Source organism: Streptomyces sp. NPDC053560, from assembly GCF_044544605.1.
In the GTDB taxonomy this organism is placed as follows: domain Bacteria; phylum Actinomycetota; class Actinomycetes; order Streptomycetales; family Streptomycetaceae; genus Streptomyces.
The window spans coordinates 529,130-546,512 of record NZ_JBITXI010000005.1 but is presented as its reverse complement, the minus strand read 5'-3'; the positions used below and the strand labels follow the sequence as shown (position 1 = coordinate 546,512).

Here is a 17,383-nt window from a genome sequence, read left to right as displayed (position 1 = left end):
GGCGCGATCATTGTGGATCTTGTGAAGGTCCGTCGCCCGCGGTGTGCCCTACGCGTCCACCGGGTACCAGCGCAGCTCGACGGTGTTGCCGTCCGGGTCCCGTACGTAGAGGGACTCGGCCGTGCCGCGGGCGCCGAAGCGCTTGCCGGGGCCGTCGACCACGGTGAACACGCCGGAGTCGATGACCTGCTGCCAGTCCAGCGGCGCGACGACCAGGCAGAGGTGGTCGACGTTGGCGCGGGCCGGCGTGCCTTCCCCGCCGGCGGCCTCCGGGGCCCGCACCAGGTCGATGATGGTCGTCGGGCTCACCCGGACCGAGGGGAACGGCACCTCGCCGGCCCGCCATTCGTCCACCCGGACCGCTTCGAGCCCCAGTGGCCCGCAGTAGAAGTCCAGCGCGCGTTCGACGTCGGCGACGTTGAGGACCAGGTGGTCGAAGGCGGTGACGCTCACGGGAGCGGGAACGGCGCGCATGGTGGCTCCTTCGCTGGGGTGCGGACACCGGGACCGTATCCGCGGGCCGGCGGACCGCGCATCGGCCGTTCGGCCTCCGTGCCGGACGGGCGGCCCGGGACGATGGTCCTAGGGCCCGGGCATACGTCAGGCCTCGCGGTGGACCTTGGTGTTGGAGGCCTGCGCGCGGGGGCGGACGACGAGGAGGTCGATGTTGACGTGGGCGGGCCGGGTGACCGCCCACGCGATCGTGTCGGCCACGTCGTCCGCGGTCAGCGGCTCGGCGACGCCCTCGTACACCTTGGCGGCCTTCGCCTCGTCGCCGCGGAAGCGGGTGAGCGCGAACTCGTCGGTGCGCACCATGCCGGGCGCCACCTCGATGACGCGTACGGGCTGCCCGCACAGCTCCAGGCGGAGCGTCTCGGCGAGGACGTGCGCGCCGTGCTTGGCGGCCACGTAGCCACCGCCGCCCTCGTACGTGCCGTGGCCCGCGGTGGAGGAGAGGACCACGACCGTGCCGTCGCCGGAGGCGGTCAGCGCGGGCAGCAGCGCCTGCGTCACGTTCAGCACGCCGAGGACGTTGACCTCGTACATCGTGCGCCAGTCGGCCGGGTCGGCGGTGGCCACCGGGTCGGTGCCGAGCGCGCCGCCCGCGTTGTCGACCAGGACGTCGCAGCGGTCCAGGGAGGCCGCGAAGGCGTCGACGGCGGCGCGGTCGGTGACGTCCAGGGCGTACGCCTCGGCGTGCGGCAGCTCGGCGGCCAGCGCTTCGAGACGGTCCTTACGGCGCGCGACGAGGATCACGCGGTATCCGGCCTCGGCGAGCTTCCGGGCGGTCGCGGCACCGATGCCGCTGCTCGCTCCGGTGACAACGGCGGTACGGGCGGCGGTCATACGTGCTCCTCGGCGTACGGACGTACGGATGTACGAGTGGGCGGTACGCGATCAGAATATGCGCAGCCGGGCCGGGGCCGGGGAGGTCCGCCGGGCCGTCACCGCCCCCGCGGCGCGTACATGATCAGGGCCATGCCGGCCAAGCAGACCAGGGCGCCGGTGATGTCCCAGCGGTCGGGCCGGTAGCCGTCCGCGACCATGCCCCAGACCAGCGACCCGGCGACGAAGACGCCCCCATACGCGGCCAGGATGCGGCCGAAGTCGGCGTCCGGCTGGAGCGTGGCGACGAACCCGTACGCGCCCAGGGCCAGTACGCCCGCGCCCGCCCACACCCAGCCGCGGTGCTCCCGCACGCCCTGCCAGACCAGCCAGGCGCCGCCGATCTCCAGGAACGCGGCGAGGACGAAGAGCACGGCGGAGCGGAAGATCGACATACCGGCAGCGTATGCGGGCCGCCCGGACCGGCAGGACCGCCCGGCCCGGTACGGCCGCCGGGGCTCACCCCCGGGCCGGTGCCGCCGCGGCCGGCTGCTGCTCGGCCGGCCCCGTCCAGCGCAGCAGGGCCGCCGCCAGGGCGTCCGCGCGGGCCGCGCGGTCCATGGTGTCGGTGGCCCAGGCGATGTAGCCGTCGGGGCGGACGAGCAGCGCGGTACGCCGGTGGCCGCGCCAGGTGCCGTGCGCGACGCGGCTCGCGTCCCGGCCGCCCAGCTCCGGTGTCTCGTACGCCGGGGTGATGAGCACGAAGCGGTTGCCGCGCAGCTCTTCGTAGAGGCGGCTGCCGTCGGCGAGCCGGATGTCGGGCGCGCGCCGGCCGGTGAGCGGGTGGTCGCCGCGGCCGCGCCGGTAGGCGATGCCGATGCCGGAGATCTGCGCGACGGCGCGGCGCGTCACCGGCGGCAGCCGCTTGACGACCTGCCCCACCAGTACGGCGGCTGCGCGCTGCGCGCGGGTCTGGAGCAGCGCGAAGCGGATGAGCGCGCCGCTGGAGCGCAGGACCGCGCGGCCCACCGGGTGGCGTTCGGCGTGGTACGTGTCCAGCAGCTCGTCCGTGGCCCGGCCGCGCAGCACCGCGATCAGCTTCCAGCTGAGGTTGGCGGCGTCCTGGAGGCCGGTGTTCATGCCCTGGCCGCCGGCCGGGGAGTGGACGTGGGCCGCGTCGCCCGCGAGGAAGGCCCGGCCGACGCGGTATTCGGGGACCTGCCGTTCGTCGCTGTGGAAGCGGGACATCCAGCGGGCCTCTTGGAGGCCGTAGTCGGTGCCGTGCGCGAGCCGGGTCAGCTCGCGGACCTCGGCCAGGTCGACCGGCGCCCGGTCGTCGGCCTGCCGGTGGCGGTGCCAGGCGATCACCCGGAACCAGCCGTCGCCGAAGCCCGCGACGAGGGCGAAGGCGTCGCCGTCCGCCCTGGCGACGAGCGGCTCGGACGGCGGCTCGGTGAGCCGTACGTCGGCGAGCACGACCGACCGGATGACGGCCTTGCCGGGGAACGGCAGGCCGAGCGCCCGCCGCACGCCGCTGTGCACGCCGTCGGTGCCGACCAGGTAGGACGCGCGGTACCCGCCGGTGGCGCCGTCCGTGGTGCGGACCGTGGCCGTGACGCTGTCCGCGTCCTGGCGGACCGCCGTGACCTCGTTGCCGTACGCGAAGGCCACGCCGGCCTTGCGGGCCCGCTCCTCCAGCACCCGCTCGACCTCGAACTGCGGAGTGACCAGGACGTACGGGTAGCGCGTGCGCAGCCCGGTCGGGTCCATCCGTACGTCGCCGAAGAGCTGGAGCGAGGTCACCGGATGTCCGGTGGCGATCACGTCATCGGCCAGGCCGCGGGAGTCGAACTGCTCCAGGGTGCGGGCGTGCACGACCAGGGAGCGGGTGAGGTTGCTGATCCCCGGGGCGCGGCGCTCCAGCAGGGTGACGTCGAGGCCGGCCTCGGCGAGGTCGCCTGCGAGCAGCAGGCCGGTGGGGCCGGCGCCGACGACCAGTACGTCGGAGGTGGGGTGCGGGGCTGTGGTGCGGGTCGTGGTGCCGGATTCGCGGTGCATGTCCGCCTCCTGTGCCAACGGTCGTTGGTCAACGCTTGTTGGCAACGTACGGCCGCGGCTCTGGCGTGTCAACAGCTGTTGGCCTACGCTTGTTGGCATGGCTGACATCGAGCCCTCAGTGCGGCCCCGCCGCTCCGACGCGACCCGGGCCGCGATCCTCACCGCGGCGCGCGACCGCTTCGCCGCCGAGGGGTACGAACGCGCGACCATCCGGGCCATCGCCCGGGACGCGGCCATCGACCCGTCCATGGTCATGCGCTACTACGGCAACAAGGAGGGGCTGTTCCTCGCCGCCACCGAGATCGACCTGCGGATGCCGGACCTGTCCGAGGTGGACCGCTCCGAGCTGGGGGAGCGGCTGGTACGCCACTTCCTGGCCGTCTGGGAGAGCGACGAGCGGCTGACCGGGATGGTGCGGGTCGGCGTCACGGTGGACGCGGGCGCCGAGCGGCTGCGGTCGATCTTCCGGGACCAGCTGGGGCCGGTGATCGCGGCGGTCTGCCCGGTGCCCGACGAGGCGCCGGTCCGGGCCGTGCTGATCGGCTCGCAGATCGTGGGCATGGCGCTGGCCCGCTATGTCGTACGGGTCCCGCCCGCCGTCGGGCTCGGCCACGACGAGGTCGTCGCCTGGCTGGCGCCGACGGTGCAGCGGTACCTGACGGCGGAGCGGCCCTGAGGGCGGGCCGCGCCCGCGGCGGCGCCGGGCGCGCTCACGGCAGCGGGATGCGACCCGCGGCGGCGCCGGGCGCCCTCACAGCGGGGTGGCCGCCTGGAGGACGAGGAAGAGCGCGACCGTGGCGTTGACGGAGGAGAGGGCGGAGGCGAGGGTGCCGGCCGCCGCGACGAGGGTGGCCAGCCCGGCGGGGGTGAGTGCCGGAGGCAGGCTGCGGGCCGGCGGGGTCGGGCCGAGCAGTGCGGCCACCCGGCGCGGCACGGGGCCCGGCGCGGCGAACGACGCCAGCCCCGCGAGCGGGGAGCCGCCGGTGACCAGGGCGGCCTTGCCCACCGCGCGGGCCGTTGCCCGGCGGTCGCCGACCGCCCGCGCCGCCTCCTCGTCCGCCCAGCGCTCGGCGCAGAACTCCGTCGCCGTACGCAGCGGCAGCAGGAACGGATTGGCCCGCGCCGCGAGCTGTACCGCCAGCAGATAGCGGTGGTGACGTCCTGTCAGATGCGCCCGCTCGTGCGCGAACAGGGCCCGCCGCTCACGCGAGTCCAGCAGCGCCAGCATCGCCGTGGAGACCACGATCCGGCCGCGTCCGGAGCGCCGGGCCGGCAGCGCGTACGCGTACGCGGCGGTGTCCGGCAGCACCGCCACCGGCGAGCCGGGCAGTCCCGCCAGCGCACGGGCCGCCCGGCGCCGCACCCGCACGTGGTGCCAGGCCGTACGGGCGCCCGCCACGGCCACCGCGAGCAGTGCCGGGATCGCGGCCTTGCCCGCGACCTCGTCGTACGGGACCGCCGCGCGGACCTCCGGGTCGGACCAGCCGTCGGGCAGCGGGTTGCCGGGGAGCTGGGCGGTGCCGACGACCATGATCAGGGCGAGGCAGAGCGTGCTGCACACGGCCAGCACGGCGGCGACCCCGGCCAGCAGCCGGGTGGCGCTGCGCGGGTGCAGATGCTGCTCGGCCAGGCGCGCGACCGGCCAGGCGGTGAGGGGGAGGACCAGGGGCAGGAAGACGAACACGCCCAAGGGTCAGTCCTCCGGCGTCTGTTCCGGCGCGCCGGTCCCGCGGGGGCCCGCGGGAGCGTCCGACGCCTCGTGGAGCAGGCCGCGCAACAGGCGTTCGTCGTCGGGGGAGAGGGCGGTGACGAAGCTGGCCAGTACCGCTTCCCGGTCGGCCTCCCCGTCCAGCACCCGGCGCATGCGCAGCGCGGCGAGCCCGGCCTCGTCGGACGCGGCCTGCCACGCGAAGGCGCGGCCCAGCCGCTCGCGGGTGACCGCCCCCTTGGCCAGCAGCCGGGAGAGGATGGTCATGACGGTGGTGTAGGCGAGGTCGCCGTCGAGACGTTCCTGCACCCAGGCCGCCGTCGCCGGGCCCGAGGACAGCCGCAGCACCGACAGGACCTGGGCCTCCAGTTCGCCCTGGCCGCGCCGGCGTCCGCGGGGGTCGCGTTCGTGCCGTCCCTCGCCCGCTCGCCTGCCCGCTCCGCGGTCCACTCCGCCGTCTCCCTCCGCCGCCCGCCCGCACGTGTGCTCGTACGCCCGTGGGGCGGCCATCGTACTGAGGGAAGCCCGCCGCGTACGCCCGGACCGCGCGCCTTGTTTCTACAGTGCTGTAGATTCAGCGGTCGGGGCACGGGTCGAGAAGCGGGGGAAGTGATGGCGCGGTTACCGGGGGAAGGGCTGCGGGCGCGGGACGCGGCGGACGTGGAACGGCTGGTGGACCGGGCGCTGAGCACCGGTGAGATCGCGCGGGCCGTACGGGCCGACCGCACCGGAGAGCTCGGCAGGCGGCTGCGGACCGGCGCGCTCGCCGAGGCCGCCCTGCTCGCGGAGGCGGCCGCGCCTGAGTACCGGACGTATCTCGCCCTCCGGGAGCACGCGGTCGGCGGAACGGGCGGCACCGGGGACAACGGGGCCGTGGGCGACACCGACGGCGACGCGGGACGGGGCCGGTGGCGCGGGCTGCTGCCCCTGCTCGGCGTGCTGGTGCCGAGCCTGGCCGCCGTGGCGTCCGTCGTCTTCTTCCTGCTGGGCTACCTGCTGCGGCCGGCCGCTTCGCAACGGGCGCTCGCGGACGCCCTGATCACCGCCGGGCAGGTCTCCGTGGTGCTCACCGCGGCGTCCCTGGCCTGCGGCGTCGCCGGGCTGCTCGGCACCGCGGCCCGGCACCGGGCGTCCGGCGCCGACACGCCCGGCGAGCGGCTGCGGCGGGCGCGGGAGGCCTGGCAGCTGGCGCTGCTGGAGCGCGGGATCGTGCCGCACCTGGAGCGGCAGCTCAACTCCGGCCCGCCGACCGCACCCGCCCGGGACGCCGGCCGCCGGACCCGGCCCGGCTACAGCAGCCCGGACTTCGCGGCGCCCGACTACACGAGCGGGCGGTATGCGAGCGGGGATTACGCCGGCGGCGACTACGCGAGCCCGGATTACGCGGGGCCCGACTTCAGCGGGCCCGATTCCGGGCCGCGGCACTGACCAGTACGCTCGTGATGCCCTCCGTGCGGAGGGGGAAAAGAGGACCGGGGATGTTCGGGATCAGTGAGATCGCACTGCTCCTCATCGTTGTCATCGTGCTGCTCGCGGCCAAGCGGCTGCCCGACCTCGTACGGTCCGCCGGCAAGGCGACCCGCATCCTGAAGAGCGAGACCCGGGCGATGAAGGACGGCGTCCACCCGGACGACGACGGCCCGCCGCCGCGCACGATCCGTGCCCGGCCCGGCGACGTCATCGGCTCCCGCGCGGACGACGAGGCGCCCCGTACGACCGGCGAGCCGGGCGCCCGCGGCTGACCGCCGCGGGCCGTGCCCGGCCGGCCGTCACAGGTCGAACTCGGCCGGCGGGATGTCCAGCGCGAAGCAGACGTCGCGCACGACGGCCTGCTCGGTCTTGTCGAAGTCGCCGTCGGCGCCGCCGATGACGATGCCGATCTGGATGACGGCCCGGCCCTCGGTCGGCTTCTTCTTCACCTTGCCGATCTCCTGCATGATGCTCACCTTGCCGAAGTCGAAGTCGGCGATGAGCTTGTCGAGGTAGCCGTCGAAGCGGCGCTGGAGGTCGTCGGCGGGGAAGTTCTGCAGCACCTCGTTCGACATGATCAGCTGGGCCACCCGGCGGCGCTCGGACGGGTCGACGGTGCCGTCCGCCGCGGCCACCAGCGCACACATCGCCATGCTCGCGTCCCGGAAGGCGCCGCTCTTCAGGTCGTTCTTCTTCGCGACCAGCTGAGTCTGCATCGTCTGCGCGGAATCCTTGATCCGGTCCCACAGAGCCATGTGAATCTCCTCGTCATCCCTCGTCCGTTGCGCACGGCTGCGCAGAGCTGAAATCTACACGGATGTAGAAGTTGACGGCATGGGCCGCCCCGGAGGGCCGGCGGTCCCCCGCCCCGAAGCCCGGAGCGGCGGTGTCCGTCGTGATGCTCAACGTGCCTGTGGGGCGAAAGGTGCCCGGGACGAGGAGCCTTCCGGAGCCCTCCCGGTCAGCGCCGGGGGGCCGCGGGGCCGTCCGGGCCGTCGCCGCCGAGCCGCAGGCGGCCCTCGACCACGTCGTGTGCGACCTCGCTCAGCACCCGGCGGTGGGCACGGGCGTGGCCGCGCAGCAGCGCGAAGGCGCCGTCCATGGAGAGCCCGCAGCTGTTGGCGAGCACCCCCTTGGCCTGCTCGATGATCACGCGGCTCACCAGCGCGTGCTCCAGCTGGCCGGCCAGCGTCCGGCTCTCCTGCAGCTCATGGCCGCGTATCAGCGCCAGCGCGGTGAAGTCCGCCAGCGACTGGGCGAGCGCCACGGTCTCCTCGGACATCGGAGCGTCCGCCGGGGAACCGAGCAGGACCAGCGCGCCCAGCGGACGCTCACGGGTCCGCAGCGGAAAGGCGGCGGCCCGGGTGTACCCCAGCTCCAGCGCGCGCGGGGTGTACCGCGGCCAACGCCGCCTGGCCGCCTCGCTGTCGAGCGCGACGTCGAGGAGCGCCCGGCCGCTGCGGCAGGCCTCCGTGCCGGGGCCCTCGGCCCACTTCACGGCCTCACGCTTCAGCAGCTGCGCACCGTCCTCGGAGCCGGCGATCTGAGGCTCGGTACGCGCGTCCACGGTGGCCACCGTGCCGACGGCGTGCACACCGAGGAGGTCCGGTCCGTACCGTACGAGTGTGGCCAGCAGCTCAGGGGCATCCAAGGGCGTGCCCGCGCTTCCTCCGGACAATTCCACGAACACGTCGGCGATCTGCTGTGCCGGTGTCGTCATGACGCCCCCTTCAGGCGAGTCGCAGCGCTCTGCGAACTTTGCGCCATCCCTTGCCTCTCAGGCAAGGCGGATCTCCCCACTCACGATCCGTTCCGCCATCACGTTGACGGGTATCCCGTCCGCGTAGGCCCTTGCCTTGATCAGCGCGAGGGCGTCCTTCACGGGACAGCGTTCCTGAACGGACACCATCCCCGCGGCCTGGTGCACGGTGTCCCGGTGGTCCGTCCCGCCGTAGAACTCCGGGTCGGCGTCCGGGCCGATGAGCATCGACCGCACCAGCGCCTCGGTGATGTCGGCGACGGCCGTGGCCGTGGCGGTGCCGGGCCGGGGGTCGAAGACCGCCAGCGAGCCCAGGCAACCGCCGGGTGTCTTCAAGGGTACGGCGATCACCTCGCCGAAGCCGAGTGCCCTGACGGCCGGGCCGTAAACGGGCCAGTACCGCTCCAGGTACCGGCCCGCCGCGGAGATCCGGCGGCTGCCGGCCGCGGCGTCCGTGCCCGGCCCCTCGCCCAGGACGTACTCCAGGTCCTGGGCGGCGCGGGACCCCTCGTCGGAGGCGGCCACGGCGAGCTGGCTCTGGTCGGACCCGACCAGGGTGAGGGCTGCGCTGCTGGTGCCGCAGGCGTCCGCGACCACGCTCATGAAGAGCGGCCGGGTGTCACGCGGGCCGGACCGGGCCATCAGCCGGCGGGCGAACTTCTCCTGGAGGCGCGCCGAGGAGCGGTGACGTTCCGCCGTCCGGCGATAGCTGTCGGCCAGTTCGGCATGGTGCACCTTGCCGCTTTGCAGGAAGAGTCGTTCGTACTGCTCGGCGAACGCCTCCGCGCGTGCGGCGCTCTCCAGCGCCCTGGTCATACGCCGCCAGGCGATGGCTGAGTGTCCCGACGAGCTGCCGGTATCCATGGCGACAGCCTACGCTGTTCCGCCCGTCAAACGGCTGGATCGGGACTCTGTTCTTCCATCAACAGGACGACGCCGCCGTTGTATCCGTCGAAGGGGGAGCACACGACGGTGCAGTCGATGGACCGGCCGATGCGGTTCACGGCGGGCAGCTCGACGGGGCCGGTACGGCGCCCGGTCTTCAGGCACTTCTGGACCGCGTGCCGCAGTCTTTCTGCGGGCAGCCCGAAGTCGAGGGAGAAGAAATCTTCGTTCTCGACCTCGTCGGGGCGCAGGCCCCACAGCTCGGCGGCGCCGCGGTTCCAGCTCTTGACCCGCGCCTCGCTGTCCAGGACCACCACTCCGGCGGCGACGCTGGTCAGCACGCCTTCGAGGAAGGCGCGGGCCTCGTCGAGCTCCGCGGTACGGATGCGCATCTCCTCATTCATGGTCTCCAGTTCCTCGTTGCCCGACTGGAGTTCTTCGTTGGTGGTCTCCAGTTCCTCGTTGGTGGACTGGAGTTCTTCGTTGGTGGTCTCCAGCTCCTCGATGCTCGACTGGAGTTCCTCGTTGGTGGTCTCCAGTTCCTCGTTGGTGGACTGGAGCTCTTCGTAAGCGGTCTCCAGCTCTTCGCGCACCCGCTTTACCTCGGACTTCAGCTGCGTGGAGACGGTGACGTCGGTGAAGGTGATGTGCGTCGCGACGGGCAGGCCGTTGGGGGTCACCAGCGGCTGGATCAGGATGTCGAAGAACTGCGTCTCCTCGCCGACCCGGCGCGCGGCACTGTTGACGCGCAGCGTCCGCCGTTCGTGGACGGCCTGTTCGATCAGGGAGCGCAGCTCGACCGGGCGGTAGGAGATCTCCAGGTCCTGGAAGGGGCGCCCGATGTCGTTGGAGGTGAGCGCGAACTGCGCCCGCGCGTGACCGTTGATCATCACGACGGTGCCGGCGAGGTCGACGGCGAGCGAGGGGGCCGGGGTCGAGTCCAGGATGAGGTCGCGCAGCTGGCGGTTGCGGGCGAGCGAGTTCAGCTCCTGGCCCGAGGCCGTTCCGATCCGCAGCGGTGTCGGCGAGTACGGCAGCCCCGTGTCGCCCGGCCGGCGCCGGAAGACCCGCTGCCGCATGCTCAGCACTTCGAACCGGTCGGCGTCGTTGAGCAGCATCTCGGCCTTGCCGAGGAAGAGGAAGCCGCCCTCACGGAGCGCGAAGTGGAAGCGGTCGACGATCTGGGTCTGCGCCTCGACGTTGAAGTACATCAGCGTGTTGCGGCACACCAGCAGGTTCAGGCGGGAGATGGGCGCGTCGCGGGTGATGTCGTGCCGGCCGAAGATCACCCGGCGGCGCAGGTCGGAGCGGAGGCTGAACTGCGCGCCGTTCTCGGTGAAGTACTTGCAGCGCAGCTCCGCCGACAGCGACTCCAGGGCCTTCGCGGGGTACAGGCCGGCGCGTGCGTCCCGCAGCGCCTCTTCGTCGACGTCGGTCGCGTAGATCTTGACGCGTTCCAGGGCCTCGTCCAGCCCCAGCGTCTCGGCGAGCATGATCGCGAGCGAGTACGCCTCCTCGCCGCTGGAGCAGCCCGCGCTCCACACCCGGATCTCCTCGCCGGGAGCGGCCTGGGACACCAGGTCGGGCAGCACCTCGCGCTGGAGGTACGTCCAGGCGTCCGCGTCGCGGAAGAAGGAGGTGACGTTGATCAGGATGGTGTTGAAGAGGGCGTTGAATTCCTCGGCGCTGGTCTCCAGCATGTCCCGGTAGTCGGCGTAGGAGGCCACTTCCACGTCCGCCATCCGCTTGCGGATGCGCCGGGTCAGGGAAGACCGCTTGTACCCCGTGAAGTCGAAACCGCGCGCGTCTCTCAGGAAGGTGAGCAGCCCTTCCAGCTCCTCATCGGTCTCCACTTCCCGCGTCTCGCCCATCACTGCCTCTTGACCTCGACCAGGCCACGGACCACCGTGGCGATTTCCTCCAGAGGTAGCACGAAATCCACCGCACCCGTCCCCACGGCCGCCTCCGGCATTCCGCTGAATTCTGCCGTGCTCGGGTCCTCACAGATGACGGTGCCGCCGCACGACTTCACCGCGTCCACGCCCATGGCGCCGTCCCGGCCGGTGCCGGTCAGCACACAGGCGATGGCGCGCGCACCGTAGGCACCGGCCACCGACTCGAAGAGGAGGTCGGCCGAGGGCCGTACGAAGTGGACCATGCTGCTGCGGGAGAGCGACAGGACGCCGTCGGCGTTCACGAGGAGATGGTGGTCGGGCGGGGCCACGTAGACGACGCCGGGCCGGGCGCGCTCGTCGTCCTCCGCGAGCTTGACCTCAAGCTTCGTACGGCGGCCGAGTACCCCGGCGATCACGGTGCTGTGCCGGCGGTCGAGATGCTGGACGACGAGCACGGGGACCGGCAGTCCGGCGTCCAGCTGTTCCACGAAGGTGGACAGGGCGTGGATGCCGCCGGCCGAGGAGGCGACCGCCACGACGGCGAAGTGGTCCGCTGCGGTCTCTTCTGCGGTCACACCAGTGAGCCTAATCCCGGGGAGCCGCCGTGGCGAGGAGCGGTCGGCCTTCATGTGCCGCCCGGAGGGGGATCGCGCCGTCCGCGCCGTGTCGCGCGGGCGGCGTGCGCCGTCCGTCCGTCAGGGCCACACCAGGCAGTACGCCTGATGTCCGGCCTCGTGCAGGCGGTGCGAGAAGTCCTGCCATTCGTGGAGGAGGCGGTAGACGGCGAAGGCGTCGCGCGGGCCGCCGCGGTCGGGAACGGTGGACCATATGAAGGCGGCGGCGCCCACCGACTCCTCGCCGACGCCGCGCAGCGGGTCGACGACCGTCATGGGGAGCTTGACCACGGCGTAGTCGGGGTGCAGGACGACCAGTTCCAGCGGGGGGACCTTGGAGAGGGGTATGCCCTCGATACCGGTCAGCACCATCGCCGCCATGGTCTCCGGCTTGATCTTGGTGAACATCCCGCCCATGCCGAGCTCGTCGCCGCCCAGCTCCTCGGGGCGCATCGAGATGGGCACCCGGGCCGCCGTGGCGCCGTCGGGAGCGCCGAAGTACTTGTAGGTCACCCCCATGCGCCCGCCTCTGCCGCTGGTCCCGCTGTTGTTCTCCGCGCCGCTGGTAGGGGCGCCGCTCTGCTCCGCACGGTCCTGCTCGCCGCTGTACTCCGCTCGGCGGTGGCGGCCACGCCGGGCGCGCTCCGGGCCCCGGTCATCGGTCCCTTCGCCCAGTTCGCCACCGCGATGCATATCTCCACCCGACCACTCGCAGCCTCGGCCGCGCAACCCGATCATCGTCTCAGAGACCTCCCCCGTCACCGGCGTGTGAAACGCCCGGCCGCGCGCCCCCGTGCGCCTCTGAGACCATTGCTTGCGTGACTCACTCGTACGATGCCCCAGTTTCGCAGACGCTCTTCGACCGCGCGGCCGTCGTGACGCCCGGCGGCGTGAACTCTCCCGTGCGCGCGTTCGGCGCCGTGGGCGGTACGCCCCGGTTCATGGTGTCCGGTACCGGTCCGTACCTCACGGACGCCGACGGCCGTGAGTACGTCGACCTCGTGTGCTCGTGGGGGCCGATGATCCTCGGTCATTCGCACCCCCAGGTCGTCCGGGCCGTCCAGGACGCCGTCGCGCACGGCCTGTCGTTCGGTACGCCGGGCGCCGGTGAGGTCGAACTCGCCGAGGAGATCGTGGCCCGCATCGAGCCGGTCGAGCAGGTGCGCCTGGTCTCTTCCGGCACCGAGGCGACCATGTCCGCGATCCGGCTGGCCCGCGGCTTCACCGGCCGCCCCAAGGTGATCAAGTTCGCCGGCTGCTACCACGGGCACGTCGACGCGCTGCTGGCCGCGGCCGGCTCCGGCGTGGCGACCTTCGGACTGCCCGACACGCCGGGCGTCACCGGCGCGCAGGCCGGCGACACGATCGTGCTCCCGTACAACGACATCGAGGCCGTGCGCGCCGCGTTCGCCGCGCACGAGGGCCAGATCGCCTGTGTGATCACCGAGGCGTCGCCCGGCAACATGGGCGTGGTCCCGCCGCTGCCCGGCTTCAACCAGGGCCTGAAGGACCTCTGCTCCGCCCACGGCGCGCTCTACATCTCCGACGAGGTCATGACCGGCTTCCGCGTCAGCAAGGCCGGCTGGTACGGCATCGACGGCGTGCGTCCGGACCTGATGACCTTCGGCAAGGTCATGGGCGGCGGCTTCCCGGCCGCGGCGTTCGGCGGCCGCGCCGACGTGATGGCCCACCTCGCCCCGGCCGGCCCGGTCTACCAGGCGGGCACCCTCTCCGGTAACCCGGTCGCCACCGCCGCCGGCGTCACGCAGCTGCGGCTGCTGGACGACGTCGCGTACGAGAAGGTCGACGCGGTCTCCGCCGAGCTGCGCGGGCTGGTCTCCGAGGCGCTGTCCAAGGAGGGCGTGGCGCACCGCGTGCAGGTCGCGGGGAACATGTTCTCGGTCTTCTTCTCCGACGTGGACGTCACCGACTACGAGAAGGCCAAGGCGCAGGAGTCCTTCCGCTTCACGCCGTTCTTCCACTCGATGCTCTCCCAGGGCGTCTACCTCCCGCCGTCCGCCTTCGAGTCGTGGTTCGTCTCCACCGCGCACGACGCGCAGGCCGTCGAGCGGATCGCGGCGGCGCTGCCGGCCGCCGCCCGGGCCGCCGCCGAGGCCACCGCATGAGCGGCACGACCGGCGGCAAGGGCGGCGGCGACGAGATCACCGTCGTCCACCTGATGCGCCACGGCGAGGTGCACAACCCCGACGGCGTCCTCTACGGGCGGCGCCCCGGGTACCACCTCTCCGAGCTGGGCCGGCAGATGGCCGACCGGGTCGCCGAGCACCTCGCGGACCGCGACATCACGCATGTCGTCGCCTCCCCGCTGGAGCGGGCGCAGGAGACGGCCGCGCCGGTCGGCAAGGCGCACGGGCTGGACGTCGACAGCGACCCGCGGCTCATCGAGGCCGGGAACATCTTCGAGGGCAAGACCTTCGGGGTCGGCGACGGCGCGCTCAAGCGGCCGGGCAACTGGAAGTACCTCACCAACCCGTTCCGGCCCTCCTGGGGCGAGCCGTACATCGAGCAGGTCGTCCGGATGATGGCGGCGCTCGGCACGGCCCGGGACGCGGCCCGCGGCCACGAGGCGGTCGCGGTCAGCCACCAGCTGCCGATCTGGATCGTGCGCAGCTTTGCCGAGCGGCGCCGGCTGTGGCACGACCCGCGCAAGCGGCAGTGCACCCTCGCCTCGCTGACGTCCTTCACCTTCCACGGCGACCGGATCGTCTCGGTCGGCTACACCGAGCCCGCGCTCGACCTGGTGCCGGAGCATCTGCGCGCCGGGGCCCAGCCGCGGTTCGGCAAGGGCTCCGTGAAGGGCCAGGCCAAGGCCGCCGGCGCCTGAGCCCGGTCCCTGCGGCGGTACGTGCGGACAGCCGTCCGTCCGTACCGCCGTAGATATATGCGATTACCCCGGAACCCCGGAACCCGCTCCGCCCTCTTACCCGATGTCCGTATTTACGGGCGTTGAGTACGGCGAATCAGGGCAAATGCGGACGGGAACGGTATGAGCGCGATCAGTCGGCGGAACCTGCTGGGCATCGGAGCGGGGGCGGCCGCCGCGATCGGACTCGCGGGCTGCGGCACCGAACGGCCCGGCGACGCCGCCAGGAGGAAAACCGTCCAGGCCCGCCCGAAGCCGATAGGCGACGGCTCCACCGCCGAGACCGGACCGCAGCCGCACCAGCCCCCGAAGCCCGAACCGCTGGAGCCGGGCCAGACCCCGCCGCAGTTCGTCGTCTTCTCCTGGGACGGCGCCGGCGAGGTCGGCAACGGGCTCTTCCCGCGCTTCCGCCGCCTCGCCGAGGACCACGGCGCGAAGATGACCTTCTTCCTCTCCGGCCTGTACTGCCTCCCGGAGTCCAAGAAGTCCCTGTACCGCCCGCCGAACAACCCGGTCGGCGCCTCCGACATCGGCTACCTCACCGACGCGCACATCAAGGAGACGCTGCGCAACGTCCGGGCCGCCTGGCTGGAGGGCCACGAGATAGGCACCCACTTCAACGGCCACTTCTGCGCCGGCTCCGGCTCGGTCGCCCGCTGGACGCCCGCCCAGTGGCGCTCCGAGATCGACCAGGCTGTCGACTTCGTCACGAAGTGGCGCACCCACACCGGCTTCACCGACGTCGAGCCGCTGCCCTTCGACTACAAGAAGGAGCTCGTCGGCGGCCGCACCCCCTGCCTGCTCGGCCAGGACAACCTGCTGCCCACCGCCCGCGGCCTCGGCTGGCGCTACGACGCCAGCTCGCCCGGCGGCCGCCAGACCTGGCCCACGAAGAAGCGCGGCATCTGGGACTTCCCGCTCCAGCAGATACCGTTCCCGGGCCACTCCTTCGAGGTCCTCTCGATGGACTACAACATGCTCGCGAACCAGTCCCGCAACTCCACCAGGGCCCCCAGCGCGAACTACCCCGGCTGGCGCCGGCAGGCCGCGGGCGCCTACATATCCGGATTCCGGCGCGCCTACGAGTCCAACCGCGCCCCCTTCTTCATCGGCAACCACTTCGAGGAGTGGAACGGCGGGATCTACATGGATGCCGTCGAGGAAGCCCTCAAGCACATCGCGGACGACGGCCACCGGGACGTGCGGCTGGTGTCCTTCAAGCAGTTCACCGACTGGCTGGACGTCCAGGACCCGAAGGTGCTGGCCCGGCTCCAGCGGCTGGGCGTCGGCGAACGGCCGGCCGGCGGCTGGCGGCGGTACCTCACCGGAGCCTGAACCGCGCCGACGAGGGGGGTGCGGAAGATCCACAAAAGGCCCATGCGAAACTTTTCACATGAGTGCCTGCCGCGTCCCCCGCCGCGTCACCCGCCGCCGCCTGCTCCTGCCGGCCGCCGGCGCCGCGGCCGCCGCCGTGCTGCTCAGCGCCTGCGGATCAGGGGGTACCTCAGGCGGCTCGCAGCAGACCAAGTTCGTCCAGGGCAAGGGCGGCGTGGACACCGTCAAGCCGGCGGACCGGCAGCCGGCGCCCGACATCTCCGGCGAGTCCACCGAGGGCAAGCAGCTCGACGCCGCCGACTACAAGGGCAAGGTCGTCGTCCTCAACATCTGGGGATCATGGTGCGCGCCCTGCATCGCCGAGGCCCCGAACTTCGCCAAGGTCGCCAACGAGACCAAGAGCAAGGGCGTGCAGTTCCTCGGGATCAACACCCGGGACTCCCAGAAGACCCAGGCGGTGAGCTTCGAGGAGCAGCACAAGATCCCGTACCCCAGCCTGTACGACCCGATGGGCAAGCTCATGCTGCGCTTCCCCAAGGGCAGCCTGAACCCGCAGGCGATCCCCAGCACCATCGCGATCGACCGCAAGGGCCGGATCGCGGCCCGCGCGCTCACCCCGCTCAGCGAGAGCGAGCTGCGCAAGATGATCGACCCGCTGATCGCGGAGAAGTGATTCCGTGAGCGCGCTCGCCGTAGCCGGCACCGCACCGAATCACACGGTGCTCACCGGTGCCCTGCTGGTCGCCCTGCCGGTCGCCCTCCTCGGCGGCCTGGTGTCCTTCTTCTCGCCGTGCGTGCTGCCGCTCGTACCGGGCTACATGTCGTACGTCACCGGCGTCACCGGCACCGACCTCGGTGAGGCCCGGCGCGGCCGGATGCTCACCGGCGCCTCCCTCTTCGTCCTCGGCTTCACCGTCGTCTTCGTCTCCGGCGGTGCCCTCTTCGGGTACTTCGGACAGACGCTCCAGGACTACAAGGACGTCATCTCGCGAGTGCTCGGCGCCCTGACCATCCTGCTCGGCCTCACCTTCATGGGTGTGCTGGGCCGCTTCGGGCAGCGCGAGTTCCGGATGCTGCACAAGCGGCCCGCGATGGGGCTGGTGGGCGCGCCCGTGCTCGGCGTGCTCTTCGGCGTCGGCTGGACGCCGTGCCTGGGCCCCACCCTGACCGCCGTGAACGCCCTGTCGTTCAACGAGGCCAGCGCGGGCCGCGGCGCGCTGCTGACCATCGCGTACTGCATCGGCCTCGGCCTGCCCTTCATCCTGGTCGCGCTGGCCTTCCGCAAGGCGCTCGGCGCGTTCGGCTGGGTCAAGCGCCACTATGTGTGGGTGATGCGGACCGGTGGCGGCCTGCTCGTCGTCATCGGCGTCCTGCTCGTCACAGGAATCTGGGACAGCATGATGTCCGCACTGCAGAGCTGGACCACAGGCTTCACCGTTGGGATCTGAT

Annotated in this window: 20 protein-coding genes; 8 read left to right on the top strand and 12 right to left on the bottom strand. The window is 72.4% G+C overall.

All coding sequences use genetic code 11. From position 1 onward, the window contains the following. Nucleotides 1-48: 48 nt before the first annotated feature. The 4 genes from ACIGQF_RS15185 to ACIGQF_RS15170 all read right to left on the bottom strand — a co-directional run bounded on the left by ACIGQF_RS15185 (nt 49) and on the right by ACIGQF_RS15170 (nt 3,384). Nucleotides 49-453, bottom strand: coding sequence for a VOC family protein (locus ACIGQF_RS15185; protein ID WP_399710160.1), 405 nt, complete (start codon nt 451-453; stop codon nt 49-51). 147 nt (nt 454-600) lie between these two features. After that, the gene (locus ACIGQF_RS15180; RefSeq protein WP_361557891.1) at nt 601-1,347 is read right to left on the bottom strand and encodes an SDR family oxidoreductase; all 747 of its coding nucleotides are present in this window, start codon (nt 1,345-1,347) and stop codon (nt 601-603) included. A gap of 98 nt (nt 1,348-1,445) precedes the next feature. Then, nucleotides 1,446-1,781, bottom strand: coding sequence for a YnfA family protein (locus ACIGQF_RS15175; RefSeq protein ID WP_399710024.1), 336 nt, complete (start codon nt 1,779-1,781; stop codon nt 1,446-1,448). 64 nt (nt 1,782-1,845) lie between these two features. Further along, complete coding sequence (locus ACIGQF_RS15170) at nt 1,846-3,384, bottom strand: FAD-dependent oxidoreductase (RefSeq protein WP_399710021.1); 1,539 nt, start codon at nt 3,382-3,384, stop codon at nt 1,846-1,848. A 97-nt stretch (nt 3,385-3,481) separates the two neighbouring features. Here ACIGQF_RS15170 and ACIGQF_RS15165 point away from each other — a divergent pair, with 97 nt between their 5' ends. Continuing rightward, complete coding sequence (locus ACIGQF_RS15165; protein WP_399710018.1) at nt 3,482-4,060, top strand: TetR/AcrR family transcriptional regulator; 579 nt, start codon at nt 3,482-3,484, stop codon at nt 4,058-4,060. 75 nt (nt 4,061-4,135) lie between these two features. Here ACIGQF_RS15165 and ACIGQF_RS15160 read toward each other — a convergent pair whose 3' ends face one another. Both ACIGQF_RS15160 and ACIGQF_RS15155 read right to left on the bottom strand, forming a co-directional pair. Continuing rightward, nucleotides 4,136-5,074, bottom strand: coding sequence for a M56 family metallopeptidase (locus tag ACIGQF_RS15160; protein WP_399710015.1), 939 nt, complete (start codon nt 5,072-5,074; stop codon nt 4,136-4,138). 3 nt (nt 5,075-5,077) lie between these two features. Continuing rightward, a complete protein-coding gene (locus ACIGQF_RS15155) occupies nt 5,078-5,542 on the bottom strand; it encodes a BlaI/MecI/CopY family transcriptional regulator (protein WP_399710012.1) in 465 nt (154 codons plus the stop codon). A 162-nt stretch (nt 5,543-5,704) separates the two neighbouring features. Between ACIGQF_RS15155 and ACIGQF_RS15150 the strand changes: the two genes are divergently transcribed. Both ACIGQF_RS15150 and ACIGQF_RS15145 read left to right on the top strand, forming a co-directional pair. Further along, a complete protein-coding gene (locus tag ACIGQF_RS15150; RefSeq protein ID WP_399710009.1) occupies nt 5,705-6,520 on the top strand; it encodes a hypothetical protein in 816 nt (271 codons plus the stop codon). Between the two features lie 50 nt (nt 6,521-6,570). Then, on the top strand, nt 6,571-6,834 hold the full coding sequence (locus tag ACIGQF_RS15145) for a twin-arginine translocase TatA/TatE family subunit (protein WP_399710006.1): 264 nt from the start codon (nt 6,571-6,573) through the stop codon (nt 6,832-6,834). A 27-nt stretch (nt 6,835-6,861) separates the two neighbouring features. Here ACIGQF_RS15145 and ACIGQF_RS15140 read toward each other — a convergent pair whose 3' ends face one another. The 6 genes from ACIGQF_RS15140 to ACIGQF_RS15115 form a co-directional block, all read right to left on the bottom strand. After that, nucleotides 6,862-7,317, bottom strand: coding sequence for a tellurite resistance TerB family protein (locus ACIGQF_RS15140; protein ID WP_399710003.1), 456 nt, complete (start codon nt 7,315-7,317; stop codon nt 6,862-6,864). A gap of 206 nt (nt 7,318-7,523) precedes the next feature. Then, nucleotides 7,524-8,282 carry an ANTAR domain-containing protein gene (locus ACIGQF_RS15135; protein ID WP_399710000.1) on the bottom strand — a complete coding sequence of 253 codons (759 nt, stop codon included), beginning with the start codon at nt 8,280-8,282 and terminating at the stop codon, nt 7,524-7,526. 57 nt (nt 8,283-8,339) lie between these two features. Beyond that, complete coding sequence (locus ACIGQF_RS15130) at nt 8,340-9,185, bottom strand: ANTAR domain-containing protein (protein WP_399709997.1); 846 nt, start codon at nt 9,183-9,185, stop codon at nt 8,340-8,342. 26 nt (nt 9,186-9,211) lie between these two features. Beyond that, nucleotides 9,212-11,077 carry a CheR family methyltransferase gene (locus ACIGQF_RS15125; RefSeq protein WP_399709994.1) on the bottom strand — a complete coding sequence of 622 codons (1,866 nt, stop codon included), beginning with the start codon at nt 11,075-11,077 and terminating at the stop codon, nt 9,212-9,214. Continuing rightward, nucleotides 11,077-11,676, bottom strand: coding sequence for a chemotaxis protein CheB (locus ACIGQF_RS15120; RefSeq protein ID WP_399709991.1), 600 nt, complete (start codon nt 11,674-11,676; stop codon nt 11,077-11,079). The genes ACIGQF_RS15125 and ACIGQF_RS15120 overlap by 1 nt, the downstream gene beginning before the upstream one ends. Before the next feature lie 120 nt (nt 11,677-11,796). Beyond that, on the bottom strand, nt 11,797-12,408 hold the full coding sequence (locus ACIGQF_RS15115; protein ID WP_361557927.1) for a hypothetical protein: 612 nt from the start codon (nt 12,406-12,408) through the stop codon (nt 11,797-11,799). A gap of 125 nt (nt 12,409-12,533) precedes the next feature. Here ACIGQF_RS15115 and hemL point away from each other — a divergent pair, with 125 nt between their 5' ends. From hemL to ACIGQF_RS15090, 5 genes are all read left to right on the top strand, one after another. Further along, entirely contained in the window at nt 12,534-13,841 is a 1,308-nt protein-coding gene (hemL, locus tag ACIGQF_RS15110; RefSeq protein WP_399709988.1) for a glutamate-1-semialdehyde 2,1-aminomutase, read from the top strand. Continuing rightward, nucleotides 13,838-14,560 (top strand): histidine phosphatase family protein, encoded by a 723-nt coding sequence (locus tag ACIGQF_RS15105; RefSeq protein ID WP_399709985.1) that lies wholly within the window; start codon nt 13,838-13,840, stop codon nt 14,558-14,560. The genes hemL and ACIGQF_RS15105 overlap by 4 nt, the downstream gene beginning before the upstream one ends. Nucleotides 14,561-14,722: 162 nt before the next feature. Then, nucleotides 14,723-15,934, top strand: a complete 1,212-nt coding sequence (locus tag ACIGQF_RS15100) for a hypothetical protein (RefSeq protein WP_399709982.1) — start codon at nt 14,723-14,725, stop codon at nt 15,932-15,934. A gap of 58 nt (nt 15,935-15,992) precedes the next feature. Next, complete coding sequence (locus ACIGQF_RS15095; protein ID WP_399709979.1) at nt 15,993-16,607, top strand: TlpA family protein disulfide reductase; 615 nt, start codon at nt 15,993-15,995, stop codon at nt 16,605-16,607. Between the two features lie 4 nt (nt 16,608-16,611). Beyond that, on the top strand, nt 16,612-17,382 hold the full coding sequence (locus tag ACIGQF_RS15090; protein ID WP_399709976.1) for a cytochrome c biogenesis CcdA family protein: 771 nt from the start codon (nt 16,612-16,614) through the stop codon (nt 17,380-17,382). The last annotated feature ends 1 nt before the right edge of the window (nt 17,383 follow it).

Excerpts from the sequence above, each read along its gene's own strand:
- ACIGQF_RS15180 (WP_361557891.1), bottom strand. The coding sequence starts at position 1,347 with ATGACCGCCGCCCGTACCGCCGTTGTCACCGGAGCGAGCAGCGGCATC.
- ACIGQF_RS15175 (WP_399710024.1), bottom strand. The coding sequence starts at position 1,781 with ATGTCGATCTTCCGCTCCGCCGTGCTCTTCGTCCTCGCCGCGTTCCTG.
- ACIGQF_RS15170 (WP_399710021.1), bottom strand. The coding sequence starts at position 3,384 with ATGCACCGCGAATCCGGCACCACGACCCGCACCACAGCCCCGCACCCC.
- ACIGQF_RS15165 (WP_399710018.1), top strand. The coding sequence starts at position 3,482 with ATGGCTGACATCGAGCCCTCAGTGCGGCCCCGCCGCTCCGACGCGACC.
- ACIGQF_RS15150 (WP_399710009.1), top strand. The coding sequence starts at position 5,705 with ATGGCGCGGTTACCGGGGGAAGGGCTGCGGGCGCGGGACGCGGCGGAC.
- ACIGQF_RS15145 (WP_399710006.1), top strand. The coding sequence starts at position 6,571 with ATGTTCGGGATCAGTGAGATCGCACTGCTCCTCATCGTTGTCATCGTG.
- ACIGQF_RS15140 (WP_399710003.1), bottom strand. The coding sequence starts at position 7,317 with ATGGCTCTGTGGGACCGGATCAAGGATTCCGCGCAGACGATGCAGACT.
- ACIGQF_RS15135 (WP_399710000.1), bottom strand. The coding sequence starts at position 8,282 with ATGACGACACCGGCACAGCAGATCGCCGACGTGTTCGTGGAATTGTCC.
- ACIGQF_RS15130 (WP_399709997.1), bottom strand. The coding sequence starts at position 9,185 with ATGGATACCGGCAGCTCGTCGGGACACTCAGCCATCGCCTGGCGGCGT.
- ACIGQF_RS15125 (WP_399709994.1), bottom strand. The coding sequence starts at position 11,077 with ATGGGCGAGACGCGGGAAGTGGAGACCGATGAGGAGCTGGAAGGGCTG.
- ACIGQF_RS15115 (WP_361557927.1), bottom strand. The coding sequence starts at position 12,408 with ATGCATCGCGGTGGCGAACTGGGCGAAGGGACCGATGACCGGGGCCCG.
- ACIGQF_RS15105 (WP_399709985.1), top strand. The coding sequence starts at position 13,838 with ATGAGCGGCACGACCGGCGGCAAGGGCGGCGGCGACGAGATCACCGTC.
- ACIGQF_RS15100 (WP_399709982.1), top strand. The coding sequence starts at position 14,723 with ATGAGCGCGATCAGTCGGCGGAACCTGCTGGGCATCGGAGCGGGGGCG.
- ACIGQF_RS15095 (WP_399709979.1), top strand. The coding sequence starts at position 15,993 with ATGAGTGCCTGCCGCGTCCCCCGCCGCGTCACCCGCCGCCGCCTGCTC.